This is a genomic window from Stenotrophomonas sp. 107298_Sma (assembly GCF_056480345.1).
The window spans coordinates 3,994,782-4,017,688 of record NZ_CM151094.1 but is presented as its reverse complement, the minus strand read 5'-3'; the positions used below and the strand labels follow the sequence as shown (position 1 = coordinate 4,017,688).

At 66.6% G+C, this 22,907-nt stretch carries 17 protein-coding genes; 15 read left to right on the top strand and 2 right to left on the bottom strand.

The annotated features are described in order from the left end of the window. The first annotated feature begins 284 nt into the window (after positions 1-284). Entirely contained in the window at positions 285-2,258 is a 1,974-nt protein-coding gene (locus ACZK2G_RS18620) for an LTA synthase family protein (RefSeq protein ID WP_136639027.1), read from the top strand. Between the two features lie 174 nt (positions 2,259-2,432). Here ACZK2G_RS18620 and ACZK2G_RS18615 read toward each other — a convergent pair whose 3' ends face one another. Beyond that, positions 2,433-3,371, bottom strand: a complete 939-nt coding sequence (locus ACZK2G_RS18615; RefSeq protein ID WP_046985021.1) for a carbohydrate kinase family protein — start codon at positions 3,369-3,371, stop codon at positions 2,433-2,435. 283 nt (positions 3,372-3,654) lie between these two features. On the opposite strand from ACZK2G_RS18615, the gene ACZK2G_RS18610 reads away from it, so the two are divergent. The 9 genes from ACZK2G_RS18610 (at position 3,655) to ACZK2G_RS18570 (ending at position 15,634) form a co-directional block, all read left to right on the top strand. After that, positions 3,655-4,701, top strand: a complete 1,047-nt coding sequence (locus ACZK2G_RS18610) for a rod shape-determining protein (protein ID WP_005419402.1) — start codon at positions 3,655-3,657, stop codon at positions 4,699-4,701. Positions 4,702-4,822: 121 nt separating this feature from the next. Continuing rightward, positions 4,823-5,932: a rod shape-determining protein MreC gene (gene mreC / locus ACZK2G_RS18605; RefSeq protein ID WP_136639026.1), complete on the top strand. Its 1,110-nt coding sequence runs from the start codon at positions 4,823-4,825 to the stop codon at positions 5,930-5,932. Beyond that, complete coding sequence (gene mreD / locus ACZK2G_RS18600; RefSeq protein ID WP_046985023.1) at positions 5,929-6,414, top strand: rod shape-determining protein MreD; 486 nt, start codon at positions 5,929-5,931, stop codon at positions 6,412-6,414. Before mreC ends, mreD begins: the two co-directional genes overlap by 4 nt. Before the next feature lie 3 nt (positions 6,415-6,417). Further along, entirely contained in the window at positions 6,418-8,493 is a 2,076-nt protein-coding gene (gene mrdA, locus ACZK2G_RS18595) for a penicillin-binding protein 2 (protein WP_046985024.1), read from the top strand. Continuing rightward, entirely contained in the window at positions 8,490-9,602 is a 1,113-nt protein-coding gene (gene rodA / locus ACZK2G_RS18590; RefSeq protein ID WP_478474079.1) for a rod shape-determining protein RodA, read from the top strand. The genes mrdA and rodA (ACZK2G_RS18590) overlap by 4 nt, the downstream gene beginning before the upstream one ends. Before the next feature lie 159 nt (positions 9,603-9,761). Then, positions 9,762-10,841: a rod shape-determining protein RodA gene (gene rodA, locus ACZK2G_RS18585; protein ID WP_136639057.1), complete on the top strand. Its 1,080-nt coding sequence runs from the start codon at positions 9,762-9,764 to the stop codon at positions 10,839-10,841. Positions 10,842-11,899: 1,058 nt separating this feature from the next. Next, the gene (gene mltB, locus ACZK2G_RS18580) at positions 11,900-13,045 is read left to right on the top strand and encodes a lytic murein transglycosylase B (protein ID WP_046985795.1); all 1,146 of its coding nucleotides are present in this window, start codon (positions 11,900-11,902) and stop codon (positions 13,043-13,045) included. Continuing rightward, positions 13,042-14,313: a septal ring lytic transglycosylase RlpA family protein gene (locus tag ACZK2G_RS18575; RefSeq protein ID WP_253078328.1), complete on the top strand. Its 1,272-nt coding sequence runs from the start codon at positions 13,042-13,044 to the stop codon at positions 14,311-14,313. The genes mltB and ACZK2G_RS18575 overlap by 4 nt, the downstream gene beginning before the upstream one ends. Positions 14,314-14,413: 100 nt before the next feature. Continuing rightward, positions 14,414-15,634, top strand: a complete 1,221-nt coding sequence (locus ACZK2G_RS18570; RefSeq protein WP_046985793.1) for a D-alanyl-D-alanine carboxypeptidase family protein — start codon at positions 14,414-14,416, stop codon at positions 15,632-15,634. Positions 15,635-15,724: 90 nt separating this feature from the next. On the opposite strand, the gene ACZK2G_RS18565 is transcribed toward ACZK2G_RS18570, so the two are convergent. Further along, complete coding sequence (locus ACZK2G_RS18565; RefSeq protein ID WP_136638950.1) at positions 15,725-16,798, bottom strand: lipid A deacylase LpxR family protein; 1,074 nt, start codon at positions 16,796-16,798, stop codon at positions 15,725-15,727. 359 nt (positions 16,799-17,157) lie between these two features. Between ACZK2G_RS18565 and ACZK2G_RS18560 the strand changes: the two genes are divergently transcribed. The 5 genes from ACZK2G_RS18560 to ACZK2G_RS18540 all read left to right on the top strand — a co-directional run bounded on the left by ACZK2G_RS18560 (position 17,158) and on the right by ACZK2G_RS18540 (position 22,803). After that, on the top strand, positions 17,158-18,150 hold the full coding sequence (locus ACZK2G_RS18560) for a CsgG/HfaB family protein (protein ID WP_136638951.1): 993 nt from the start codon (positions 17,158-17,160) through the stop codon (positions 18,148-18,150). 168 nt (positions 18,151-18,318) lie between these two features. Next, the gene (locus ACZK2G_RS18555; RefSeq protein ID WP_012512125.1) at positions 18,319-18,597 is read left to right on the top strand and encodes a YbeD family protein; all 279 of its coding nucleotides are present in this window, start codon (positions 18,319-18,321) and stop codon (positions 18,595-18,597) included. Then, positions 18,585-19,295 carry a lipoyl(octanoyl) transferase LipB gene (gene lipB, locus ACZK2G_RS18550; RefSeq protein ID WP_478474078.1) on the top strand — a complete coding sequence of 237 codons (711 nt, stop codon included), beginning with the start codon at positions 18,585-18,587 and terminating at the stop codon, positions 19,293-19,295. Before ACZK2G_RS18555 ends, lipB begins: the two co-directional genes overlap by 13 nt. 18 nt (positions 19,296-19,313) lie before the next feature. Continuing rightward, a complete protein-coding gene (lipA, locus tag ACZK2G_RS18545; protein ID WP_136638952.1) occupies positions 19,314-20,324 on the top strand; it encodes a lipoyl synthase in 1,011 nt (336 codons plus the stop codon). Positions 20,325-20,625: 301 nt separating this feature from the next. Beyond that, positions 20,626-22,803, top strand: coding sequence for a carboxy terminal-processing peptidase (locus ACZK2G_RS18540; RefSeq protein WP_046986307.1), 2,178 nt, complete (start codon positions 20,626-20,628; stop codon positions 22,801-22,803). The last annotated feature ends 104 nt before the right edge of the window (positions 22,804-22,907 follow it).

Sequence of the window (22,907 nt, the reverse complement as noted above, 5' to 3'; positions counted from 1 at the left end):
GGGGCACCCTCTGCGCCCCATGGCGGGCAGGAGGAAAGGGTCCAGATGTCGAAAGCCGTCGAAGTAGACGGTCATCACAGTGTATTGTGCGCGGTCACCGCGCTGGACCTTGTCTGGCGGGATGGCCGGCCGGAGCTGAGGCCGGGGCGGTTGGGGAACCGCTGCCGACGACTGTCGTGGCCTGGTCGGGCGCTGGCGACGGTGTCAGGTAACACGTTGGTCGATGTGGCCCGCTGCCAGGGAGGTGGCAAGGGTCTCCGTTGTTCCATTCCTGGATTTCTTTCATGCCTCGAGCTGTGTTGCTGTCGCTGTGCCGGCGTCTGTGTCCGATCGCCGCCTTCTTCCTGTTTGGCCTGGTGGCCCTGTCGCTGTCGCGGCTGGGGTTGGCGCTGTGGCATGCCGCGCGGGTCAGTGCTGCCGACGGTTGGTCCACGATCTTCCTGCAGGGACTGCGTGTGGACGTGTCCACGCTGTGCCTGCTCTTTGGCATCCCTGCGGTGCTGGCGCTGCTGTTGCCGGTCGAAGGACGGTTGGGCCGCGCCTGGCGGCATGTCCTGCGCGGGTGGCTGATCGTGGCCAGCGTGCTGCTGGTGTTCATGGAGCTGGCTACGCCAAGCTTCATGGCCGAGTACGGCCTGCGGCCCAATCGTTTGTTCCTTGAATATCTGATCTACCCCGAAGAAGTTGGAATGACGCTGCTGCGGGGGCATCTGCTGGCGGTGGTGATCGAAGTGGTCGCCGTGATCGTGCTGTGCTGGGCGCTGCTGCGCGGCTCGCGTCGCTGGGTGGAAATCCGCCCGGCGACCGTGGTCGAAGCCGGGTGGCTGTGGCGATTGCCGCTGGCGGTGCTGGTGCTCCTGCTGGCGGCGATGGGTGTGCGTTCGAGCCTCGGCCATCGGCCGTTGAATCCGGCGCTGGTGGCGTTCTCCACCGACCCCACCATCAACGTGCTGCCACTCAACTCGCTGTACACCGTCGGCTATGCGGCGCGCCAGCTGGCTGCCCGCAGCGAGACCTCGCGCATCTATGGCGAGCTGCCGTTGGGGCAGGTGGTCGACGAGCTTCACGCGACCAGTGGCCTGCCTGCCACGGCGTACGTGTCCGAGGCGCTGCCGAGCCTGGCACTGCGTCCGCCGCTGCACCAGGGCAAGCCGCGCAACCTGGTGATCGTGCTGGAAGAAAGCCTCGGTGCACAGTTCATCGGCAGCCTCGGCGGGCGGCCGCTGTCGCCCAACTTCGACCGCCTGAGCAAGCAGGGCTGGGCGTTCGAGCGCCTGTATGCCACCGGTACGCGTTCGGTGCGCGGGATCGAGGCGGTACTGACAGGGTTCCCACCGACCCCGGCCGAAGCGGTGGTCAAGCTGCCCGCCAGCCGCCAACGCTTCTTCACCCTGGCCGATGTATTGGGCCGGCATGGCTACGACACCGGCTTCTACTACGGCGGTGAAAGCCATTTCGACAACATGCGCGAGTTCTTCCTCGCCAATGGCTTCACCCGCATCGTGGATCGCAAGGACTACCGCACGCCGACGTTCGTCGGATCATGGGGGGCATCGGACGAGGATCTGTTCAACCGCGCCGATGAGCAGTTCCAGCAGTTGAATGCGCAGGGCAAGCCGTTCTTCGGCCTGGTGTTCACCTCCAGCAACCATGATCCGTTCGAGTTCCCGGACGGCCGCATCGAGCTGTACGAGCAGCCCAAGCAGACCCGCGACAATGCCGCCAAGTATGCCGATCACGCGCTGGGAGAATTCTTCCGCAAGGCGATGGCCTCACCGTACTGGGAAAATACCGTGTTCCTGGTGGTGGCCGACCATGACTCGCGCGTGTTCGGCAAGGACATGGTGCCCATCGCCAACTTCCATATCCCGGGCTTGATCCTTGGCGGCGGCATCGAACCGCGGCGGGATACCCGCATCGTCAGCCAGATCGATCTGGCGCCGACGCTGCTGTCGCTGCTGGGCATCGCCGACCCCACGCCGCTGGTAGGCCAGGACCTGACCGACTTGCGGCGGCTGCAACCGGGTCGCGCGCTGATGCAGTACGACCGCAACCTGGCATGGATGGAGGGCAACGACGTCGCCATCCTGCAGCCGGACAAGCCGGCGCAGGGATTCCGCTACGACCCGGCGACCGATCAGCTGCAGCCACACCCACTACGGCCGGAGCTGGCACGGCGCGCACATGCCTATGCCATGTGGGGCACGTTGGCTTACGAGAAAGAGCTGTACCGGTTGCCGGAGAAACCCAAGCCCTGAGCCGGAAGGGCAGGGCGGCGTTGCGGTCCTGAGCCGGCCGCTGGCCGGCAGTGTCGACCAAGGTCGACACCTACCAGACGCATTCCCGATAGCGCGTCGGGTGGAAAGCCCCCTTGTTGTTCAAGGGGGCGCGCCAACGGCGCGGGGATAAGGCGGAATGCGCGGGCAATTCGCTTACGCGTTCAACGCGTAACCGAACTGCTGCTTGAACTGTTCGTTGAACTCTTCGAAGGTGAAGCGCTGGTTCTGGGTGCCCGGGTGCTCCACCTTCAGCGCGCCCATCAGGTTGCCCATGCGGCCGATGGTCAGCCAGTCGTAGCCCTTCTGGATGCCGTAGATCAGGCCGGCGCGGAAGGCGTCGCCACAACCGGTCGGGTCGACCACGCGGCGTTCGTGCGCCGGCGGGATGTCGTAGCTCTTTTCCGGGGTGTGGATGACCGCGCCCTTCGGGCCACGGGTGGTGATGTAGGCCTTGACCCGGCTGACGATCTCCTTCTCGTCCCAGCCGGTGCGTTCCTGCAGCAGGTTCGACTCGTAGTCGTTGACCACCACGTAGTCGGCCTGCTCGATGAACTCGCGCAGCTCCGGGCCGTTGAACAGCGGCATGGCCTGGCCCGGGTCGAAGATGAACGGGATGCCGTCTTCGTGGAATTCCTGCGCGTTCTGGATCATGCCTTCGCGACCGTCCGGGCCGACCAGGCCCAGGGTCACGCCCGGCACGCCACGCACGTGGTTCTCGTAGGAACGCATCATCGCGCCCGGGTGGAAGGCGGTGATCTGGTTGTTGTCGTGGTCGGTGGTGATGAACGCCTGCGGGGTGAACAGCTCATCGATCACGCGCACGCGGGTCAGGTCGATGCCCAGGCCTTCGAAATACTCGCGGTACGGGCCGAAGTCCGAACCGACGGTGCCCATCGGGATCGGCTGGCCGCCCAGCAGGTGCAGGTTGTAGGCGATGTTGCCGGCGCAGCCACCGAACTCGCGGCGCATGCGCGGCACCAGGAACGACACGTTCAGGATGTGCACCTTGTCCGGCAGGATGTGATTCTTGAACTGGTCCGGGAACACCATGATGGTGTCGAAGGCAAGAGAACCACAGATCAGAGCGGACATCGATGTAAGCCTATGCGGTGAATTTTGGGGTGGGCCGGCCCGGTTCAGCAGGCAAGCAAACGGCGCCCTTGGGCGCCCGACGGCGCAAAGGTTACCCGCTGGTGCCGCTCAGGGCCAGAACCGGGTGATGCCCGATCGGGCCGAAAGCCTGTCAAGGCGCGGGTTCAGCTAGTTTTTTCCTTGCTCGGCGGCAGGCGGGTTGCTAGGCTTGTCGGCCTCGATTTCTGCCCATTTTTTCGCCATCCCGCGGCGGGCACGACACCCCTCAGGACTCCTTCCTCAGATGTTCAAGAAACTCCGTGGCATGTTCTCCAACGACCTGTCCATCGACCTGGGCACGGCCAACACCCTCATCTACGTGCGCGGGCAGGGGATCGTGCTGAACGAGCCGTCGGTGGTCGCAGTGCGTCAGGATCGCGCCATCGGTGGTACCCGCTCGGTGGCAGCCGTCGGCGCCGAGGCCAAGCAGATGCTGGGCCGTACCCCGGGCCACATCACCACCATCCGCCCGATGAAGGACGGCGTTATCGCCGATTTCACCTACACCGAGGCGATGCTCAAGCACTTCATCAAGAAGGTGCACAAGTCGCGCGTGCTGCGCCCGAGCCCGCGCGTGCTGGTCTGCGTGCCGGCCGGCTCGACCCAGGTCGAGCGCCGTGCGATCAAGGAATCGGCCGAGGAAGCCGGCGCCCGTGACGTGTTCCTGATCGAAGAGCCGATGGCCGCCGCGATCGGCGCCGGCATGCCGGTCACCGAGGCCCGTGGCTCGATGGTCATCGACATCGGCGGCGGTACCACCGAAGTGGCGGTGATCTCGCTCAACGGCATCGTCTACTCGGCCTCGGTCCGTATCGGCGGCGACCGCTTCGACGAGTCGATCACCAACTACGTGCGCCGCAACCACGGCATGCTGATCGGTGAAGCCACCGCCGAACGCATCAAGGTCGAACTGGGCTGCGCCTATCCGCAGGCGGAAGTGATCGAGATGGAAATTTCCGGCCGCAACCTCGCCGAGGGCGTGCCGAAGATGATCAAGATCAGCTCCAATGAAGTGCTCGAAGCCCTGCACGAGCCCCTGTCGGGCATCGTCAGCGCGGTCAAGCTGGCGCTGGAGCAGACCCCGCCGGAACTGTGCGCCGACGTCGCCGAGCGCGGCATCGTGCTGACCGGTGGTGGTGCCCTGCTGCGTGACCTGGACCGCCTGATCTCCGAGGAAACCGGCCTGCACGTGCAGGTGGCCGATGACCCGCTGACCTGCGTGGCCCGCGGTGGTGGCCGTGCACTGGAGCTGGTCGACATGCACGGCAACGAGTTCTTTGCGCCGGAGTAAGCCGACCCGGCTGCCTGTGCCCGCAGCGCCCCTCCGGGGTGCGGCCCGCCATCATGGCGGGTCGGCACCGGCGGGGCGTCCGCGTGTTTCCCCTCCGCCTTCTGCCAGTTGAATCGTTGCCGTGCCGCCCTACGCCGGACCTCCCGTCGCTTCCCGATCCGGTGATGCCGCCAGCCCGCTGCGGCTGCTGGCTTACCTCGCACTGGCCATCACCCTGATCGTGCTTGACGACCAGGCCGGCTGGCTGGCGCGCCTGCGCGGGCAGGCCAACAGCCTGGTGCAGCCGGTGTGGGCACTGGCCGGCCTGCCAGGCAAGCTCGGCAACCAGGTCAAGGATTCTGCGGCCAGCCACAGCCAGCTGGTGACCGAGAACCGCGAACTGCGCAACCAGCTGCTGCTGGCCAACGCTCGCCTGACCCGGCTGCAGACCGCCGCGCTGGACAACGCACAGCTGCGCGAGCTGCTGAACGTGGCCGAGCGCAGTGGCCTGGACGTGCAGCTGGCGCCGATCCTGGACATCGACCTGGACCCGGTGAAGCAGCGCCTGGTGCTGGATGCCGGCAGCCGCGAGGGCGTGCACGTCGGCCAGGCAGTGATCGATGTCGGCGGTCTGATGGGCCAGGTGATCAGCGTCACCGGGAGCACCTCCACGGTGCTGCTGCTGACCGACCCTGACCACGCGGTGCCGGTCACCGTGGCCCGCAACGGCGTGCGCCTGATCGTCTATGGCCGCGGTGACAAACTGGAACTGCGCGACATCCCGCTCAGCGCCGGCGTGGAAGTGGGCGACGAGATCGTCACCTCCGGCCTCGGCGGTCGATTCCCGGCGGGCTTCCCGGTCGGCACCATCACCGGCCTGCGCCCGGACGACACCCATGCCTTCCTGGTCGGCGAACTGAAGCCGGCGGCCCAGCTCGACCGTGGCCGCGACGTGCTGCTGCTGCGCCCGGGTGCGGCGATCCGCATTCCGCCGGAACTGCGCCTGCAGCTGGAAGAGACCGCCCCGGGTGGCCCGGCCGCGGGCGGAACTGTGCCGGCGGCAACCGCACCGGCCACAGCCACGCCGACACCCGCACCTGCAACGCCCGCACCGGCTGTGGGCCGGTCGCCGGCTCCGTCTGCGACGCCGACGGTGGCCCCGGCATCGTCGCTTGATCCTGCTGCTCCGGTAGTGCCGGCCGCTGGCCGGCAACCGCAACCCACCCAGCCGCAGCCGGAGGCCCAGCGATGAGCCGCCTGCGCGACAACCCCTGGGTGCTTCCGGCCAGCCTGGTAGTGGCCCTGCTGCTCGGCCTGTTGCCGTTGCCGACACTGCTGCAGCCGCTGCGCCCTTACTGGCTGGCGCTGGTGCTGGCCTACTGGGTGATCGAAGCGCCCGAGCGTGTCGGCCTGGGCATTGCCTTCGCCAGTGGCGTCATCGCCGATCTGCTGTACGGCGGCGTGCTGGGAGAACAGGCGCTGCGGCTGGTGATGCTGGCCTTCATCCTGCAGCGCTTCCGTGCCCGCATCCGCTTCTTCCCGATGTCGCAGCAGATGCTGGCCATCGGCGGCCTGCTGTTCAACGACCGCATCGTCAGTGCGCTGGTCCACATCCTGGTGGGTGAGCCGACCCTGCCGTGGTCGTACTGGTGGGCGCCGTTGCTGGGCATGGGCCTGTGGCCGCTGGTGTTCGTGCTGCTGGACGCGGTGCGCTTCGGCAAGCGCGGGCGCTGAGCCATGATCCCGCGCCGCCAGGTCAAGAATCCGCACGCCGAAGCCGAGCAGTTCCGCCGTCGCGCGGCGCTGGGTTTCCTCGGCGTGCTGGTCTGCCTGCTGGGCCTGGGCGGCTGGTATTTCAAGCTGCAGGTGCTGGACCACGACGTCTACGCCACCCGCTCGGAAGCCAACCGCATCAAGCCGCGGCCGGTGGTGCCCGGGCGCGGGATGATCTACGACCGCAACGGCCGCCTGCTGGCGGAGAACGTGCCAGCCTTCCGCCTGGACGTGACCCCGGACAAGGTCAAGGACATGGATGCCACCCTAGAAGGGCTGGCGAAGATCATCAGCATCAGCCCAGAAGAGCTGGAAGCGTTCGACAAGTCGCGCAAGGCGCGCCGCAAGTTCCTGCCGGTCACGCTGAAGCTGCGCATGAGCGACGAGGAGATGGCGCGCTTCGCGGTCGATCGCTGGCGTTTCCCCGGCGTCGAGCTGGAACCCTATCTGACCCGGCGCTACCCGTACGGTGACCTGTTCGCGCACATCATCGGCTACGTCGGCCGCGTCGATGAAAAGGATCTGGAGATCCTCGGCGAGGGCAATGCAGCCCTGACCCACATCGGCAAGTCCGGGCTGGAGCGCTATTACGAGCAGCAGCTGCGCGGCAAGGTCGGCTACGAACAGGTCGAGACCAACGTACAGGGCCGTGCGATCCGTACGATCGGCCGCGTCGCCGCGCAGTCCGGCGCCGACCTGCGGTTGTCGATCGATGCCGACCTGCAGCGCGCAATGGTGGCCGCCTTCGGCGAACAGGAAGGCTCGGCCGTGGCGATGGACCCGCGCACCGGAGAGGTGCTGGCAATGGTCAGCCTGCCGTCCTACGACCCCAACCTGTTCGTCAACGGTATTTCCCATGCCGACTTCAAGGCGCTGAACGACAACCCGTCGCGGCCGCAGTTCAACCGCCTGGTGCTCGGTGGCGTCGCGCCCGGTTCCACGCTGAAGCCGCTGATCGGGCTGGCCGGCCTCGATTCGGGCGTGCGCCGGCCGGAAGACAAAGTGCTTTCCACCGGCATGTTCTACCTGCCCGGCACCTCGCGTGGCTGGGGTGACTCGCATCGCGGCGGCCATGGCTGGACCGACCTGCGCAAATCCATCGCGCAGTCGGTCAACACCTACTACTACAAGCTCGCGCTGGACCTGGGCATCGAGCGCTTCGACCATTACATGGAGTACTACGGCTTCGGCCAGCCGACCGGCATCGACCTGACCGGCGAGATCGGCGGCATCCTGCCGTCGCCGGCCTACAAGCGGAAGAGCCGCAAGGAAGCCTGGTACCCCGGCGACACGGTCAACATCAGCATCGGCCAGGGCGACTGGAAGGTTACTCCGCTGCAGCTGGCGCGCGGTGTCAGTGGGCTGGCCAACGGGCAGCTGCGCACGCCGCACCTGGTGATCCAGCAACGTGCAGGGTTCGACCATGACTGGATGGCCACCGACCCGGGCGAGAGCAAGCCGGTCAGCCCGAACCCGAACAACCTGCAGGCGGTGCGCGAAGGCATGATGGCCACCATGCTGCCCGGCGGCAGCGCTGCGCGGATGGCGGCCGGCGCCCCCTATACGATGGCAGGCAAGACCGGTACCGCGCAGGTCGTCAGCCGCAAGGGCACCGCCGCAGTGAACCCGAAGAGTCTGCCGATGCACCTGCGCCACCGCGCGCTGTTCGTTGGCTTTGCGCCGGTCGATCAGCCGGTGATTGCGCTGGCGATCGCGGTGGAAGGCGGTGGTTACGGCGGTGCGGCCGCCGCACCGATCGCCCGCAAGGTGTTTGATGCCTATCTGCTGGGCAAGATGCCTGAAGGCATGCAGCCGCTGGACAGCGAACGTGGCACCACTGCCATCGGTGCGACCGCATTCGACAACGAAGATGTGGGCGCGCGCCAGGCTGGCGACCTCGCCGCCACACAGGTGGGTGAACACCCGGTGCTGGTCGGCGTGCCTGCGCCGGAACCGGTACCTGCACCACAGCCGGGTACGCCGGCTGCCGCCGCACTGCCGGTCACACCACGCCCGACCGCCGCGGAGCCCGCGCGATGAAAGTATTCCTGCGCTGGGCCGGCGACATGCTGCGCCGCTTCTTCAGCACGCTGGACTGGGTGCTGTGCCTGGCGCTGGGCGCGTTGATGGTGATCGGTCTGGCGACACTCAAGAGCGCAGGCGGCGACAGCCTGGTGATGGCCCAGGGCGCGCGTTTCGCGGTGGGCATGGTCGCGCTGTGGGGCATCTCGCGGGTGCCGATCCTGCGCATCCGCTCGGCCACGCCGATGATCTATGCGATCTCGATGATTCCGCTGCTGGCAGTGTTCGTGCTTGGCACCGGCAAGTACGGTCGGCAGTGGCTGGACCTGAAATTCTTCTACCTGCAGCCGGCCGAACTGCTGAAGGTCAGCCTGCCGATGATGGTGGCCTGGTACCTGCACAAGATGCCGCTGCCGCCGCGCTTCAACACGGTGCTGGTTGCCCTGGTCATCATTGGTGTGCCGACCGGCCTGGTGATGCTGCAGCCCGACTTCGGCACCGGCGTGCTGATCGCTGCCAGTGGCGTGTTCGTGCTGCTGCTGGCCGGCTTGCCGTGGTGGTGGGTTGGCCTGGGCGTGGGTGGCGTGGCCGCGGTCGCACCGGTGGCCTGGTTCTGGCTGCTGCGGCCCTACCAGAAGGACCGCATCATGATGTTCCTGGATCCGGAGATGGATGCACTGGGCGCAGGCTGGAACATCATCCAGTCGAAGATCGCGATCGGCTCCGGCGGCTTCGATGGCAAGGGCTGGGGCGAAGGCTCGCAGTCGCACCTGAACTTCATTCCCGAGCAGACCACCGACTTCGCGTTCTCGGTACTGAGCGAGGAATTCGGCTGGATCGGCGTGGCCACCGTGCTGGCGCTGTACCTGGTGGTGATCGGTCGCTGCCTGTGGATTGCCAGCCAGTCACGCGACTCCTATTCGCGCCTGCTGGCCGGTGCCACCGGGCTGGCGTTCTTCGTCTACGTGCTGGTCAACGGCGGGATGATTTCCGGCCTGCTGCCGGTGGTGGGCGTGCCAATGCCGCTGATCAGCTACGGCGGCACCTCGGCGGTTTCGCTGCTGGCCGGCTTCGGGCTGGTGATGGCCGTGCGCAGTCACAACCCGGTGCACGGCGGCTACGGTTGAGTCCGGCTGTGGGGTCAGATCCCTTTTTCCACAAGAAAAAGGGATCTGACCCCACAGCTCGGAAGCAGTCGAGCATGGCTCGACGCTACAAACGCAGAAGCACCATGACAGCTTCACGCAAGCGCCCGTTGCTACCGTGGCCGCGTGGAATGGAAACGTATGCTTGGCGGCTGCCGTGAGGCGGTGCGCACGATCGATCTGCCGTTGCTGGTCGCGCTGTTGATCCTGATGGCCGCCGGCCTGGCGGTGCTGCACAGCGTGTCCGGTCCGGTGGCCGGGCAGGCGGCGCGCTTCGCCGGTGGTCTGTTGGCAATGTGGCTGCTGTCGCGTGTCTCGCTGCTGCGTCTGCGCGCATGGACGCCTGCGTTGTATGCACTGTCGATGCTGCCGCTGATGGCGGTGTATGTGATCGGCACCGGCAAGTACGGGCAGCGCTGGCTCAACCTGGGCGTGTTCTACCTGCAGCCGTCCGAACTGCTCAAGCTCAGCCTGCCGTTGATGATGGCCTGGTACCTGCATCGGCAGCCGTTGCCGCCGTCGCCACGCACGGTACTCACCGCAGTGGTGCTGATTGGCGTGCCAGCGGTTCTGATCCTGATGCAGCCCAACCTCGGCACCGCCACGCTGGTGACCGCCAGCGGCGTGTTTGCGTTGTTGCTGGCCGGCCTGCACTGGGGCTGGGTGGCGACGGGTGCGGCGGGGCTGGCGGTGGCCGCGCCACTGGCGTGGTTCGGACTGCTGCGGCAGTACCAGAAGGATCGCGTGCTGACCTTCCTTGACCCAGCGGCGGACCCGCTCGGCACCGGCTGGAACATCCTGCAGTCTCGCATCGCCATCGGCTCCGGAGGCTGGCAGGGCCGTGGCTGGGGGCAGGGTACGCAGGCGACACTGGATTTCCTGCCCGAGTACACGACCGACTTCGCATTTTCAGTGCTCGCCGAGGAGTTCGGTTGGATCGGCGTGGCGACAGTGTTCGCACTCTACCTATTTGTGGTCGGGCGCTGCCTGTGGATCGCGGTGCAGGCACGCGACACCCATGCACGGTTGCTGGCCGGCAGCCTGGGGCTGGCGTTCTTCGTCTATGTACTGGTGAACGGTGGAATGATTTCCGGCCTGCTGCCGGTGGTGGGCATTCCGATGCCGTTGATCAGCTACGGCGGGACATCGGCGGTCTCGCTGCTGGCCGGTATCGGATTGGTGATGGCGGTACGTGGGCACCGGCCGGTGCACGGGGGATAGGGTTTCCAGCCAACGGCGCAGCCCCTCGTGGGTGGTCGCGTAACGCGGGTCATGTGTGGGGCGGGCGCGGTGGGTTCGCGGGACACGCCGTGAACCCGTCCTTGGGGGCTCGATGGCGCCATCCATGGCGCCAACGGTCCCGCGAACCCACCGCGCCCGCCCTCTGACAGTTTTCGGGCGCGTTCACCCACGGAGAAGAAAAAGAAGATCAAAAGCAAAAGCGGCCTGGCGGATCGCTTCATTGCCTTGTGTAGAGCCGAAGGCACCGGCAGGAGCCGCTGCCAACATCGCCCACGGCGACGGCCCGAAGGGTGCCGGTCAGGACGACCGGCATAGCCATGCTCGGCTCACGAGCAAGCGCAGCGCGCGACCCGCTTCTGAAGTTTATTTTCTTTTCCGTGGGTGGACGAACACGGAATCTGTCAGCGGCCGGGTGGGTGGGCAGTGCGGGGTGTCCGCGGCATGGATGCCGCGGCCAAGCCCCCATGGATGGGTTCACGGCGTCCCCGCACTGCCCACCCACCCGGCCAGCCCTCAGCAATCCCGCTTTCAGCGACCAACTCCACCCACGAGGGGCTGCGCCGTTGGATGGAAACTTCCTGACTCTGCGCAACGCCCGTTGTGGAAGCGTTCTCACGACGATGCACGGCAGCACGCCCGCCGACCAAAGTCCGTAAAAAACGTTATCTGGTTCACACTTTTACAGCGCGTTGATCCTGATCAATGGACTTGTCGTAATCGGCCTGCACAATGGCGGCCCGTTCGGCACGGCGCGCCGTCAATCGTTGCAGCGCGAGGGGGCGTCGGGCGGGAAGCAGTACTGGTCCAACGGGTACAGGGAGCGGGGGGTACTGCCACTGGGGAGCGGCAGCCGCGCAGGTACCGACCGGATCCGGTCGCCGGTTGCGTCTGCGGGGATGGGGACGCAACCGGCAACCTCTATCTGAATGGGGAAGCGGGATCACGAGGTCTTCACATTTCCCGCTGCTCGCAGGCAAATCGTTGTGATTCATGGTGTTAGGGGTTTTAATTCATCCATGACCTGCTAACCTGCGACGATGATTCGACGCACTCTGGCCTGCATGCTCACCCTCGGCCTGGTCGCCTGCGCGACCCAGCCGAAGTCCCCACCGTCTTCGCCCCAGGCCAGCAGTACGCCGCGCCAACCTGCCGCCAAGGCCCATGGCCCGGCCGAGGCCGCGCCTGAAGCCACCGCTGCCACCGCGCCGCCGGTCGACCTCACCCCGGTCCCGTTCGAGACTGCGCGGGCACGGTTCATTGCCGATACCGCCAAGCGCTACGGCCTGAAGCCGGAGCAGATCAGCAGCGTGCTCGACCAGGCGCAGGTGCGCCAGCCGATCATCGCCGCCATGTCGCGCCCGGCCGAACGGGTCAAGCCGTGGAACGAATACCGGCCGATGTTCATCAGCAAGGCACGCATCGATGGCGGCCGCGCGTTCCTGGCCCAGCACCGTGCCGAACTGGATCGCGTGCAGCAGCGCACCGGGGTGCCGGCTGAAGTGATCGTGGCGATCATCGGCGTGGAAACCAGTTACGGCAAGAACGCCGGCAGCCATCGCGTACTCGATGCGCTGTACACGCTGGCGTTCTATTACCCGCGCAGTGGCGACCCGGCCAAGCTGGAGCGCGAAGTGCGCCGCGAACTGTTCTTCCGCGATGAGCTGGCCAAGCTGTTCGAGCTGGGCCGCGAAGAAAACCTGGACATCACTACGCTCAAGGGCAGCTATGCCGGTGCGATGGGCATGGGCCAGTTCATGCCGTCCAGCTATCTGGATTACGCCGTTGACGGCAACGGCGATGGTCGCCGCGACCTGTTCACCAGCTATGACGACGTGTTCTCGTCCATCGCCAATTACTTCGTGAAGAAGGGCGGCTGGGTACGTGGTGGCCAGGTCGCCGTGCCAGCAACGCTGGCTGCTGGCCGCGAGGAATTCAACCCGACCGAGTGGATGCCCACCTGGTCGCTGGCCGATCTGGCGCAGCGCGGCTACCAGCCGAACGCAGCGGTACAGCCGGGCGCCACCGCTACCCCGATCACCCTTGAAGGCAGCGCCGGCAAGCAGTACTGGCTGGGCTTCCAGAACTACTACGCGATCACCCGCTACAACCTCTCGAAGATGTACGCGATGGCCGTGTTCCAGTTGTCCCAGGCCATCGCCGGACAGGAGCTGCCCCCGGCATGAACATCAGATGGCTGGTCCCAGGCTTGATCGTCCTCGCGCTGGCTGCCTGCAGCAGCGCGCCGAAGAAGCCGGCCACGGCCGGCCATGGCGGCAAGTCCGGCGGTACGCTGGTGCAGGGCCGTGGCTCACGCCCGGCGCATTGCCCGGAGGGCTCGCCGTATGCGGCCGCCAAGGAAGACCTCAATACCCGCGGCAACTACACTGCCGGTGGCCTGTACAAGCCGGGCGTGCGTGACAGCACGCCAGACTACATTCCCAACGTGGCCTGCATCCCCGAGCCGGAAGTAACCGCGGAAGAACGCTCGGCGATCGGCAACAAGACCCCGTACGTGGTGCTGGGCAAGTCCTACAAGGTGCTCGACGACACCCGCAACTATGTCGAGCGCGGTACCGCGTCGTACTACGGTGCCAAGTTCCATGGCCGCCTGACCTCCAACCGCGAGGTCTACGACATGTACCAGTTCACCGCCGCGCACAAGACGCTGCCGCTGCCCAGCTTCGCCCGCGTGACAAACCTGGACAACGGCGAATCGGTGATCGTGCGCGTCAATGACCGTGGCCCGTTCCACGACGGCCGCGTGGTCGATCTCAGCTATGCGGCCGCCGTGCGCCTGGGCATTACCCAGCGCGGCACCGGCAACGTCGAAGTGCGCGCGCTGCAGCCGGGCGAAAGCAACCTGATGGCGCAGAAGCCGTCTCGTCGCGAACGCCGGGCTGCGGAAGCCGCCGCTGCGGCAACTGCGGTGGCCAGTGCGCGGCCGGTACCGGCCGCACGTGCCGCCGCCGACAGTGACATCGATCGCCTGGTCAAGGGCCTTCCTGCCGAGGGCATGCCGGCGCGCGGCCAGCCGGCCACCACCCAGGGCGTGGCCAGCACCGTGCCGGACGTGGCGGTCAGCAGCCTGCCGCCGAGTGCGCCGCCGGTACGCGGCACCGCGCCGGCACAGGCGGTCGTTGCCAGCACCACGCCGCGCGCTGTTGCGCCGGCGCCGGTCCGCACCACGCCAGCGGCACCCAGCCTGTCGCAGCAGGTAGTGGGCGCGGTGATGGTGCAGGTCGCCAGTTTCTCAAGCCGCGACAACGCCAACCGCGCGATGGGCCAGCTCAACGCCGCCGGTATCGTCGGCGCGACCATCAGCGACATCGCTGCCGGTGGCCGCACCCTGTTCCGCCTGCGCGTTCCCGCCAGCGACCATGCCAGTGCCGCGGAACTTGCCGGCCGCATCGCCGGTCTGGGCCTGGGTTCGCCGCAGATCGTCAAGGATTGATCCGCCCGGGCCGGTGCTGCCGGCCCATGCTCCCCCGGCCTTACAATGGCCGTTACGTTCCACCCTCCATTCCCGGCCGTCCCCTGGAGCCTGCTGTCCAATGAATTTCCGTTCCGCCGCCACCGCCCTGGCCGCCACCCTGGTGGTGGGCCTGGCCTCCGCCCAGACGCCGCTGCCGACCCCGGCGACGCCGGCGCCTGCCGCCGCCGCTGCTGCCCCGGCCACCGTCGCCACCCCGCCGGCACCCGCGCCCAGCGTGTCCAAAGCCTGGGTGCTGATGGATTACGCAACCGGCCAGGTGCTGGCTGGTGAAAACATCAACGAACAGCTGGCCCCGGCCAGCATTACCAAGGTGATGACGTCCTACGTGATCGCCGCCGAGGTCAAGAACGGCAAGGTCCGTCCGGACGACCAGGTGATGATGAGCGAGCGCGCTTGGCGCGAAGGTGGCGCGGGTACCGATGGCAGCTACAGCGGCTTCCCGGTCAACCAGACTGCACGCCTGGAAGACATGGAAAAGGGCATGGCGATCCAGTCCGGCAATGACGCCGCGATCGCCCTGGCCGAGCACGTGGCCGGCAGCGAAGAAGCCTTCGCTTCGCTGATGAACAGCTACGCTGCCAAGATCGGCATGAAGAACTCGCACTTCGTGAACGCCCACGGCCTGACCGCCCCGGGCCATCACAGCAGCGCCTACGACCTGGCCCTGCTGGGCCGCGCGATGGTGCGCGACTACCCGGAAACCTACGCGTACAACAAGATCAAGGAATTCCAGGTCGGCAACATCAAGCAGCCGAACCGCAACCTGCTGCTGTGGCGCGATGGCAGCGTGGACGGCATCAAGACCGGCCACACCTCGGAAGCCGGTTACTGCCTGATGAGCTCTGCCCAGCGCGGCGACCAGCGCCTGGTGGCCGTGGTGCTGGGTGGCGCTTCGGAAAAGCAGCGTGCCGACGACAGCCTGGCGCTGCTGAACTGGGGCTTCCGCTTCTTCGAGACCCACCGCCTGTATGAGCCGGGCAAGGCCGTGGCCGAGCACAAGGTCTGGAAGGGCACCACCGACAAGGTGCAGCTGGGCGTGGCCCAGCCGATGCTGGTGAGCGTGCCGCGCGGTCGCTACAACGACCTGAAGCCGAGCATCGACGTACCCAAGACCCTGGAAGCACCGTTCACCGCCGGCCAGCAGATCGGCACCGTGAAGGTGATGCTGGATGGCAAGCTGGTGGCCGAAGCGCCGCTGGTGGCGGTCGCTGCCGTTGAGCAGGCCGGCTTCTTCAAGCGCCTGTGGGACAGCTTCTGGATGTGGTGGGAATCGGAATGATCCACGCCTTGGCGTGGTGAACGGAAAAGGCCGGCGAATGCCGGCCTTTTCCGTTGGAATCGGTGTGCCGACCAACGGTCGGCAACTACCTTACAGCGACCGGCTGATGGTGAAGCTGCCGAACACGGGCGACTGGCGCTGGCCATCGAATTCGCGGGTGCTGTGGTAGCGCGCCACCGCGAACTTCCAACGGCCGCGCATCACTGCAATGCCATAACCGCCCTGTGCGACCACGTGGCGCTTGTCCACACTGTGGCTGCTGCGGAACGTGTTGCCGTCCAGCGTAATGTCGCGGATCACCCACGCCGCGTCGGTGGTCAAGAACATGTGCCACGACCAGCCGCTGGCACGTCCACCACGTGTCGGCGCGGTGTTTTCGCCGGCCGGGCGCAACGGCGTGCTGCCGAAGTCGTCGGGCAGCTTCCAGCCGAAGCGCACTTCGCCACCGGCGTTGGCCTTGGTTTCCAGGTTGCCGATCGCGCCGCCGTAGTGGCTGATCGCATCCCAGCCCCAGCCGCCGGCATTGACGCTGGCATCGGCCGGCCAGCGCCGCATGCGCTCGTGGGTCAGCATGAACACCGGCTCGTTGTGCAGCTGGTTGTCCCAGCCTTCGAACTTCTTGTCGTTGAGGATGTTGTGCACCGCATCCTGCACCTGCTTGCCCTGCGCCCACGGGCCGACCACGCCCAGCGCCAGCTGGGTGGTCTGCAGGCGGTCGCCGCTGCGCGCGTTGAAGCCGAAACTGGCCAGCAGCACACCGGCATACGGGCGGTCATCCTCGATCAGGTCGCGGCGCGTCGGGTCGGTCGGGGTGAAGATGCCCTGGCCGATGCTGAAGATCATGTTCTGTTGTTCGAACTTTCCCGGGTGCAGGCCTTCCAGGTACTGGTTCACCCAACGCGCCATACGCGGCAGGCACGGGTCATCGGTGTAGTCGACCAGATTCGGCGAGACCAGGGTCAGCTGCGCGCCGTTGGTATAGCCCTGGTCCTGGTGGCGGCCGCCAAACAGGTCGTTGTCGACGCGGAAGTTGATCTGCGGCGGATGGTCGCGCATCGCGTCCGGACCACATTGTTCAGCTGCCTGGGCAGCAAGGGGGAGGGCGGTGGCCAGCAGGCCAGACAGCCCGAAGGCTGCGAAACAGCGTTTGGAAGGGGGGCTCATGGGGGGCGGATTCTATTTGTCGTTTTCAGCCGCGACACGGTACCCCCAGGCGGTCCGTGAAACGACCACACGGCGCTCACTTGTCTGTTCCGAAAACAACATTGTCCATCCGACACGATGTGATACGGAATGTGGGGGACTGCGGGCAGGGACGGGTGCCGGTGGACCCGTGCTCGGGACCGGTCGCGCGCCCCGGCGGGGGCCAAACCGCACGTCCAGTCAGCTGCGGTTGTGGTTGGGGGCACCTTGCCCTATTCTCTGCGCCGACGCCTGGGGGGCGTCGCAAAGGATTCAGGTCCCAGACCCTTTCTCAACCCATGGATTGTGCTTCGCCGTCGGCGAGGTGCTGGATGACTCAAATGAACAAATCGAATTCGCTCGCCCATGCGCTGGCCTGCGCGCTGCTGGGTGTCGGTCTGGTGGCCATCAGTGCCCCGGCTTCGGCTGGCCTGCGTGACAGTTTTGCCAACAGCCGTACCTCTGCCCAGGAGCAGAGCAAGAAGGGCCAGGCCGAGATTCCGGTGTGCACCAAGCCGCTGGGCTCCATCTCGGTGATCGAGCCGGAAGACGTTGTGAACTGGTGGACCGGCCAGCAGCTGCCGGCGCCTTCGAAGCTGATCAAGGTGTTCGTCAACAAGTCCAAGTGCTTCACGCTGGTGGACCGTGGGGTCGGCATGGCGGCGGCCCAGGCTGAGCGCGCGCTGGCCAGCGAAGGCCAGTTGCGCGGCCGCTCCAACATCGGCAAGGGCCAGATCCGTGCCGCCGACTACGTGCTGGTGCCCGACCTGATCTCGCAGAACAGCAACTCCGGCGGCAACGCCATCGGTGGCCTGCTGGGTGGCCTGATCGGCGGCAAGGCCGGTGCCGTGGTCGGCGGGCTGAACTTCCGCAGCAAGACCGCCGACGTGACCCTGACCCTGACCGACGTGCGCTCCTCCGAGCAGGTGGCCATTGTCGAGGGCAACTCCAAGAAGACCGACCTGGGCTGGGGCGCTGGTGGCGGCCTGTTCGGCGGCGGCGGCATCGGGGCCATGGGCGTGGGCGGCTATGCCAATACCGAAATCGGCCAGGTGATCACCCTGGCCTACCTGCAGGCCTACACCAACATGGTGGCCGAGCTGGGTGGCCTTCCGGCCAATGCGTCGGCCGCCAACGCCGGCCAGGCCGTGACCATGCTCAAGGCCGGTCGCCTGCTGGCCAATGCCAAGGGCACCGGCGCGCCGGTACGCTCGCTGGAGCCGGGCATGCTGCTGTACCCCACCGGTGTCAAGGAAGGCACGATGTGGGAAGTGGAAGACGAAATGGGCAACAAGGGCTGGGTCAACTCCACCCTGATGGAAACGGCCAAGTAAGCGGCCTGCATACCGGCCGCGTGCGGTATGTGTCCTGCCAGGGGCCGGCCTTCACGGGCCGGCCTTTTCCATGTGTAGGCCCCCTTGCAACGCAGCGGCCCGCAGATGCCGCGTTTGACGTTGATGAATACTCTTGGGTTTGTTGCCCTGCGGCCCGATAATGGGGGCATGGAAATCAAGTCCGACAACCCCGACCACGGCTTCCAGTTCCCCGGCCAGTTCGAGCTCAGCGCGATGGGCCCGGCCAACCGCGGCCTGGAACATGAGCTTCCCCGCCTGCTGCTGGCTGCCGGTATCGATGTGGTCAATGAACGCATCAGCTGGAAGCACTCGACCAACGGCAAGTACGTGTCTGTGCGCATGGTGTTCAAGGCCGAGAGCCGCGAACAGTACGATCTGGCGCACCAGGCACTGCGTGACCATCCGGAAGTGAAGTGGACGCTGTAGCCGACAGCTGCCCGGCCGAAGCCGCCCCTGAGCACCGCGCGCCGCGTCCGGCGCTGGTCCGTGATCTCGGTCGCCAGGCCTATGAGCCGGTGTGGCGTGCCATGCAGCGCTTCACCGACCAGCGTAGCGACGCCGATGCCGACGAGCTGTGGGTGGTCGAGCACGATCCGGTGTTCACTCTCGGCCAGGCTGGCAAGGATGAGCACGTGCTGGCGCCGGGTGAGATCCCGGTGCTGCACGTGGATCGTGGTGGCCAGGTGACCTACCACGGCCCCGGCCAGATCGTGGTCTATCCGCTGCTGCGCCTGCCGCGGCTGGGTATCGGCGTGCGCGACTACGTGTGCCGCATCGAACAGGCGATCATCGACACGCTCGCCGAATGGAACATCGGCGCTGAGCGCCGCGAGGGCGCCCCCGGCGTCTATGTCGGTAACGCCAAGATCGCCGCGCTCGGCATCCGCGTGCGCCGTGGCTGCACCTTCCACGGCCTGGCCTTCAACGTGGCCATGGACCTGGAACCCTTCCACCGTATCAACCCCTGTGGCTATCAGGGGTTGCAGGTGACCTCGGTGGTAGACTTGGGTGGCCCCTCCGGGATGGATGCCGTCAAGCCGGTGCTGCTGGACCACCTGGCCCGCCAGTTCGGCCTGCTGCTGCAGCACACGCCCGAACTGCCTGATTTTTCTGCGGCCGCCTGACCGCCACCCGGAACTGCCATGACTGAATCCACCGCCCGTTCCATTCCCCTGCAGATCGTGCAGGGCGATTCTCCGTCCGCCGCGCCGTTGCAGGCCGGGGTCAAGCAGCTGGGCGGTGACAAGATCAACCGCTCGCCGGTGCAGTTCGCCGACGCGCCGGTGCTGCGCAAGCCGTCCTGGATCCGCGTGCGCATTCCCTCGGGCAATGCGGTGCAGAACCTGAAGGCCAAGCTGCGCGAGAACCGCCTGGTGACGGTGTGCGAGGAAGCCAGCTGCCCGAACATCCACGAGTGCTTCGGCCACGGCACGGCAACGTTCATGATCCTCGGCGAAGTCTGCACCCGCCGCTGCTCGTTCTGCGACGTCGCCCATGGCCGCCCGAAGCCACCGGATGCCAACGAGCCGGCCAGCCTCGGCCAGACCGTGGCCGACATGGGCTTGAAGTACGTGGTGGTGACCAGCGTCGACCGCGATGACCTGCGCGACGGCGGTGCCCAGCACTTCGTCGACTGCATCACCGCCATCCGCGAGAAGTCGCCGGGCACCCGCATCGAAGTGCTGACCCCGGACTTCCGTGGCAAGGGCCGCATGGAGCGCGCGCTGGAGATCCTGGCGCAGAACCCGCCCGATGTGTTCAACCACAACATCGAAACCGTGCCGGACCTGTACCGCAACGTGCGTCCGGGTGCGGACTACCAGTGGTCGCTGAACCTGCTGAAGAACTTCAAGGCGCAGCATCCGGAGGTGCCGACCAAGAGCGGCATCATGCTGGGCCTGGGCGAAGAGTTCGAACAGATCAAGGCCACCATGCGCGACCTGCGCGCGCATGACGTGGACATGATCACCATCGGCCAGTACCTGCAGCCGACCGCGCACCACCATCCGGTGCTGAAGTACTGGACGCCGGAAGACTACAAGGCGCTGGAAGACTACGGCTACGAGCTGGGCTTCAGCCACGTGGCCTCCGGCCCGATGGTGCGCTCGTCGTACCACGCCGACGTCCAGGCCAAGGGCGCAGGGGTCTCCTGAGGCCCCGGGCGGGCGCGGCCCGCCACCTTCGGTGGGTGCGAACCGTCCCGGTGGGTGCGAACCTTGGTTCGCACGCCTTTGCCTGCTATAGAGCCGAGCCCATGCTCGGCTGCTTGCTGGCGGCCTGCCGAGCAAGGGCTCGGCCGTGCCTTCGCCTGCATTCACAATTTGCTACACCGGCCCCGCTAGGCTGGTTTTCCACCGAGCGCGGCCGGGTGACAAACCCGGCAACTTTCGGCACTGTCGTGGTGTCTGAACACCCCGCAGTCTCCCCCTTGGCAAGGCGCCTTCGAGCACGTCAATGAAATTCAAAGCCCCCGCATTCCTGATGGCCCTGGCGCTGGTCGCGCCGCTGGCGCTGGCGGCCAAGGCCGACTCGCCTGCATTGCCCGCAGCGGCAACTGCCGATCAGGTGACCACCTCCAAGCTGGTGTACGGCCTGTTGTCCGACAGCCGCTACGCCTATCGGCCGCGCGCGCTGGACGAGGCAACTTCCAAGGACGTGTTCAAGCGTTACCTGGAAACGTTGGACGGCGGCAAGCAGTACTTCACCCAGGCCGACGTGGCGCGCTTCGCGCCGTTCGAGGCGAACATTTCCTCGGCCATCCGTGGTGGCGAGCTGGAGCCGGCGTTCCAGGTGTTTGCCGTGTACAAGCAGCGGGTCGGCGAACGCGTGGCGTATGCACGCAGGCTGCTCAAGCAGGAGCCGGACTTCACCGCCGACGAGCGCTTCGAATACGACCGCAAGAAGGTGCCGTGGGCGGCCAGCAGTGCCGAACTGGACGAGCTGTGGCGCAAGTCGGTCAAGAACGATTGGCTGCGCCTGAAGCTGGCCGGCAAGAAGCCGGACGACATCCGCAAGACGCTGGACAAGCGCTATGCGACGCTGCAGAAATCGGTCAACGAACTGAAGGGCGAAGACGTCTTCCAGTTCTTCATGAATTCGTACACCAGCGCGGTCGATCCGCATACCGACTACTTCACCCCGCGCACCGCCGAGAACTTCAACCAGGCGATGTCGCTGTCGCTGGAAGGTATCGGCGCGCAGCTGCAGCGCCAGGACGACGTGGTGGTGATCCGCGAGATCATCGCCGGTGGTCCGGCGGCGGTGGACGGCACGCTGAAGCCGGGTGACCGCATTGTCGGCGTTGGCCAGGGCAAGTCCGGCCTGGTCGAGGACGTGATCGGCTGGCGCATCGACGATGTCGTGGCCAAGATCCGCGGCGCCAAGGACACCGAGGTCAAGCTGGAGTTCATTCCGGCGGCCGAAGGTGCCGACGGCAAGCACCACACCCTGGTGCTGACCCGGCAGAAGGTGCGCCTGGCCGAACAGGCCGCCAAGGGCGAGACCATGAGCATTCCGGCTGCCAACGGCGAGCCGGCACGCAAGATCGGCGTGATCAAGCTGCCGACCTTCTACCAGGACTTCGAAGGCCGTCGCCGTAATGCCGCCGACTACGCTTCGGCGACCCGCGACGTGGCCAAGCTGCTGGCCGGCTTCAAGAACGACAAGCTGGACGGCGTGGTGCTGGACCTGCGCAACAACGGCGGTGGTTCGCTGGATGAAGCCATTGAACTGACCGGTCTGTTCATCGAGCAGGGCCCGGTGGTGCAGGTGCGTGAATCCGGTGGTCGCATCACCGTCAACAGCGACCGCAACCAGGGCGTGGCCTGGGACGGCCCGCTGGCGGTGCTGATCAACCGCGGTTCGGCCTCTGCCTCCGAGATTTTCGCCGGCGCCATCCAGGACTACGGTCGTGGACTGGTGATCGGTGAGACCAGCTTCGGCAAGGGCACCGTGCAGAACATCGTCGACCTCGACCGTTGGCCGAGTGGCGAAACCCAGCGCTTCGGCCAGGTCAAGCTGACCATCGCCCAGTTCTTCCGCATCAGCGGCAGCAGCACCCAGCACAAGGGTGTGGTGCCGGACCTGGCGTTCCCGGCCAGCGTCGATGCAACCGAATTCGGCGAGAGCACCTACGACAACGCGCTGCCGTGGACCCGCATCGCCGCCGTGCCGCACACCCAGTACGGCAACTTCGCGCCTCTGCTGCCGAAGCTGGAAACCCGCCATGACGCGCGCATTGCCGCCGACAAGGAATTCCAGTGGTGGAACGAGGACGTGCAGCAGTTCCGCACCGAGGCCGCGAAGAAGTACATCTCGCTCAACGAGGCCACCCGTCGCGCAGAGCGTGAGCGCCAGGACACCCAGCGCAAGGAGCGCCAGGTGATGCGCAAGGAACTGGGCCTGGCCCTGGACCCGCTGGCCGATGACAGTAGCGATGACGGTCTGACCGGCAACGAGCGCGACATCGTCAAGGATGCCGCCCGCGAAAAGGCTGCCGAGAAGCGTCCGGACCCGCTGCTGCGCGAGTCCGCGTCGATCCTGTCCGATGCGGTGAACCTGCTGGCCAACGATCGCCCGCTGTCGGCGCAGGTGCTGCCGCAGTCCACTGGTGCCGGTCGCTGGGCTGACTGAGCCGGGGCGACGACGTTAGATACCCGAGGGGCCGGCATTGCCGGCCCCTTTGCGTTTGAGGACCTCATTCCAAGTGGCGTCCGGCCATGCCCGGCGAGCGAAGT

Coding starts and splice junctions, on each gene's coding strand:
- mltB (WP_046985795.1), top strand. CDS start 11,900: ATGATTCGACGCACTCTGGCCTGCATGCTCACCCTCGGCCTGGTCGCC.
- ACZK2G_RS18615 (WP_046985021.1), bottom strand. CDS start 3,371: ATGTCCGCTCTGATCTGTGGTTCTCTTGCCTTCGACACCATCATGGTG.
- ACZK2G_RS18620 (WP_136639027.1), top strand. CDS start 285: ATGCCTCGAGCTGTGTTGCTGTCGCTGTGCCGGCGTCTGTGTCCGATC.
- ACZK2G_RS18570 (WP_046985793.1), top strand. CDS start 14,414: ATGAATTTCCGTTCCGCCGCCACCGCCCTGGCCGCCACCCTGGTGGTG.
- rodA (WP_478474079.1), top strand. CDS start 8,490: ATGAAAGTATTCCTGCGCTGGGCCGGCGACATGCTGCGCCGCTTCTTC.
- ACZK2G_RS18540 (WP_046986307.1), top strand. CDS start 20,626: ATGAAATTCAAAGCCCCCGCATTCCTGATGGCCCTGGCGCTGGTCGCG.
- ACZK2G_RS18610 (WP_005419402.1), top strand. CDS start 3,655: ATGTTCAAGAAACTCCGTGGCATGTTCTCCAACGACCTGTCCATCGAC.
- ACZK2G_RS18555 (WP_012512125.1), top strand. CDS start 18,319: ATGGAAATCAAGTCCGACAACCCCGACCACGGCTTCCAGTTCCCCGGC.
- mrdA (WP_046985024.1), top strand. CDS start 6,418: ATGATCCCGCGCCGCCAGGTCAAGAATCCGCACGCCGAAGCCGAGCAG.
- ACZK2G_RS18565 (WP_136638950.1), bottom strand. CDS start 16,798: ATGAGCCCCCCTTCCAAACGCTGTTTCGCAGCCTTCGGGCTGTCTGGC.
- lipA (WP_136638952.1), top strand. CDS start 19,314: ATGACTGAATCCACCGCCCGTTCCATTCCCCTGCAGATCGTGCAGGGC.
- ACZK2G_RS18575 (WP_253078328.1), top strand. CDS start 13,042: ATGAACATCAGATGGCTGGTCCCAGGCTTGATCGTCCTCGCGCTGGCT.
- rodA (WP_136639057.1), top strand. CDS start 9,762: ATGCTTGGCGGCTGCCGTGAGGCGGTGCGCACGATCGATCTGCCGTTG.
- mreD (WP_046985023.1), top strand. CDS start 5,929: ATGAGCCGCCTGCGCGACAACCCCTGGGTGCTTCCGGCCAGCCTGGTA.
- ACZK2G_RS18560 (WP_136638951.1), top strand. CDS start 17,158: ATGAACAAATCGAATTCGCTCGCCCATGCGCTGGCCTGCGCGCTGCTG.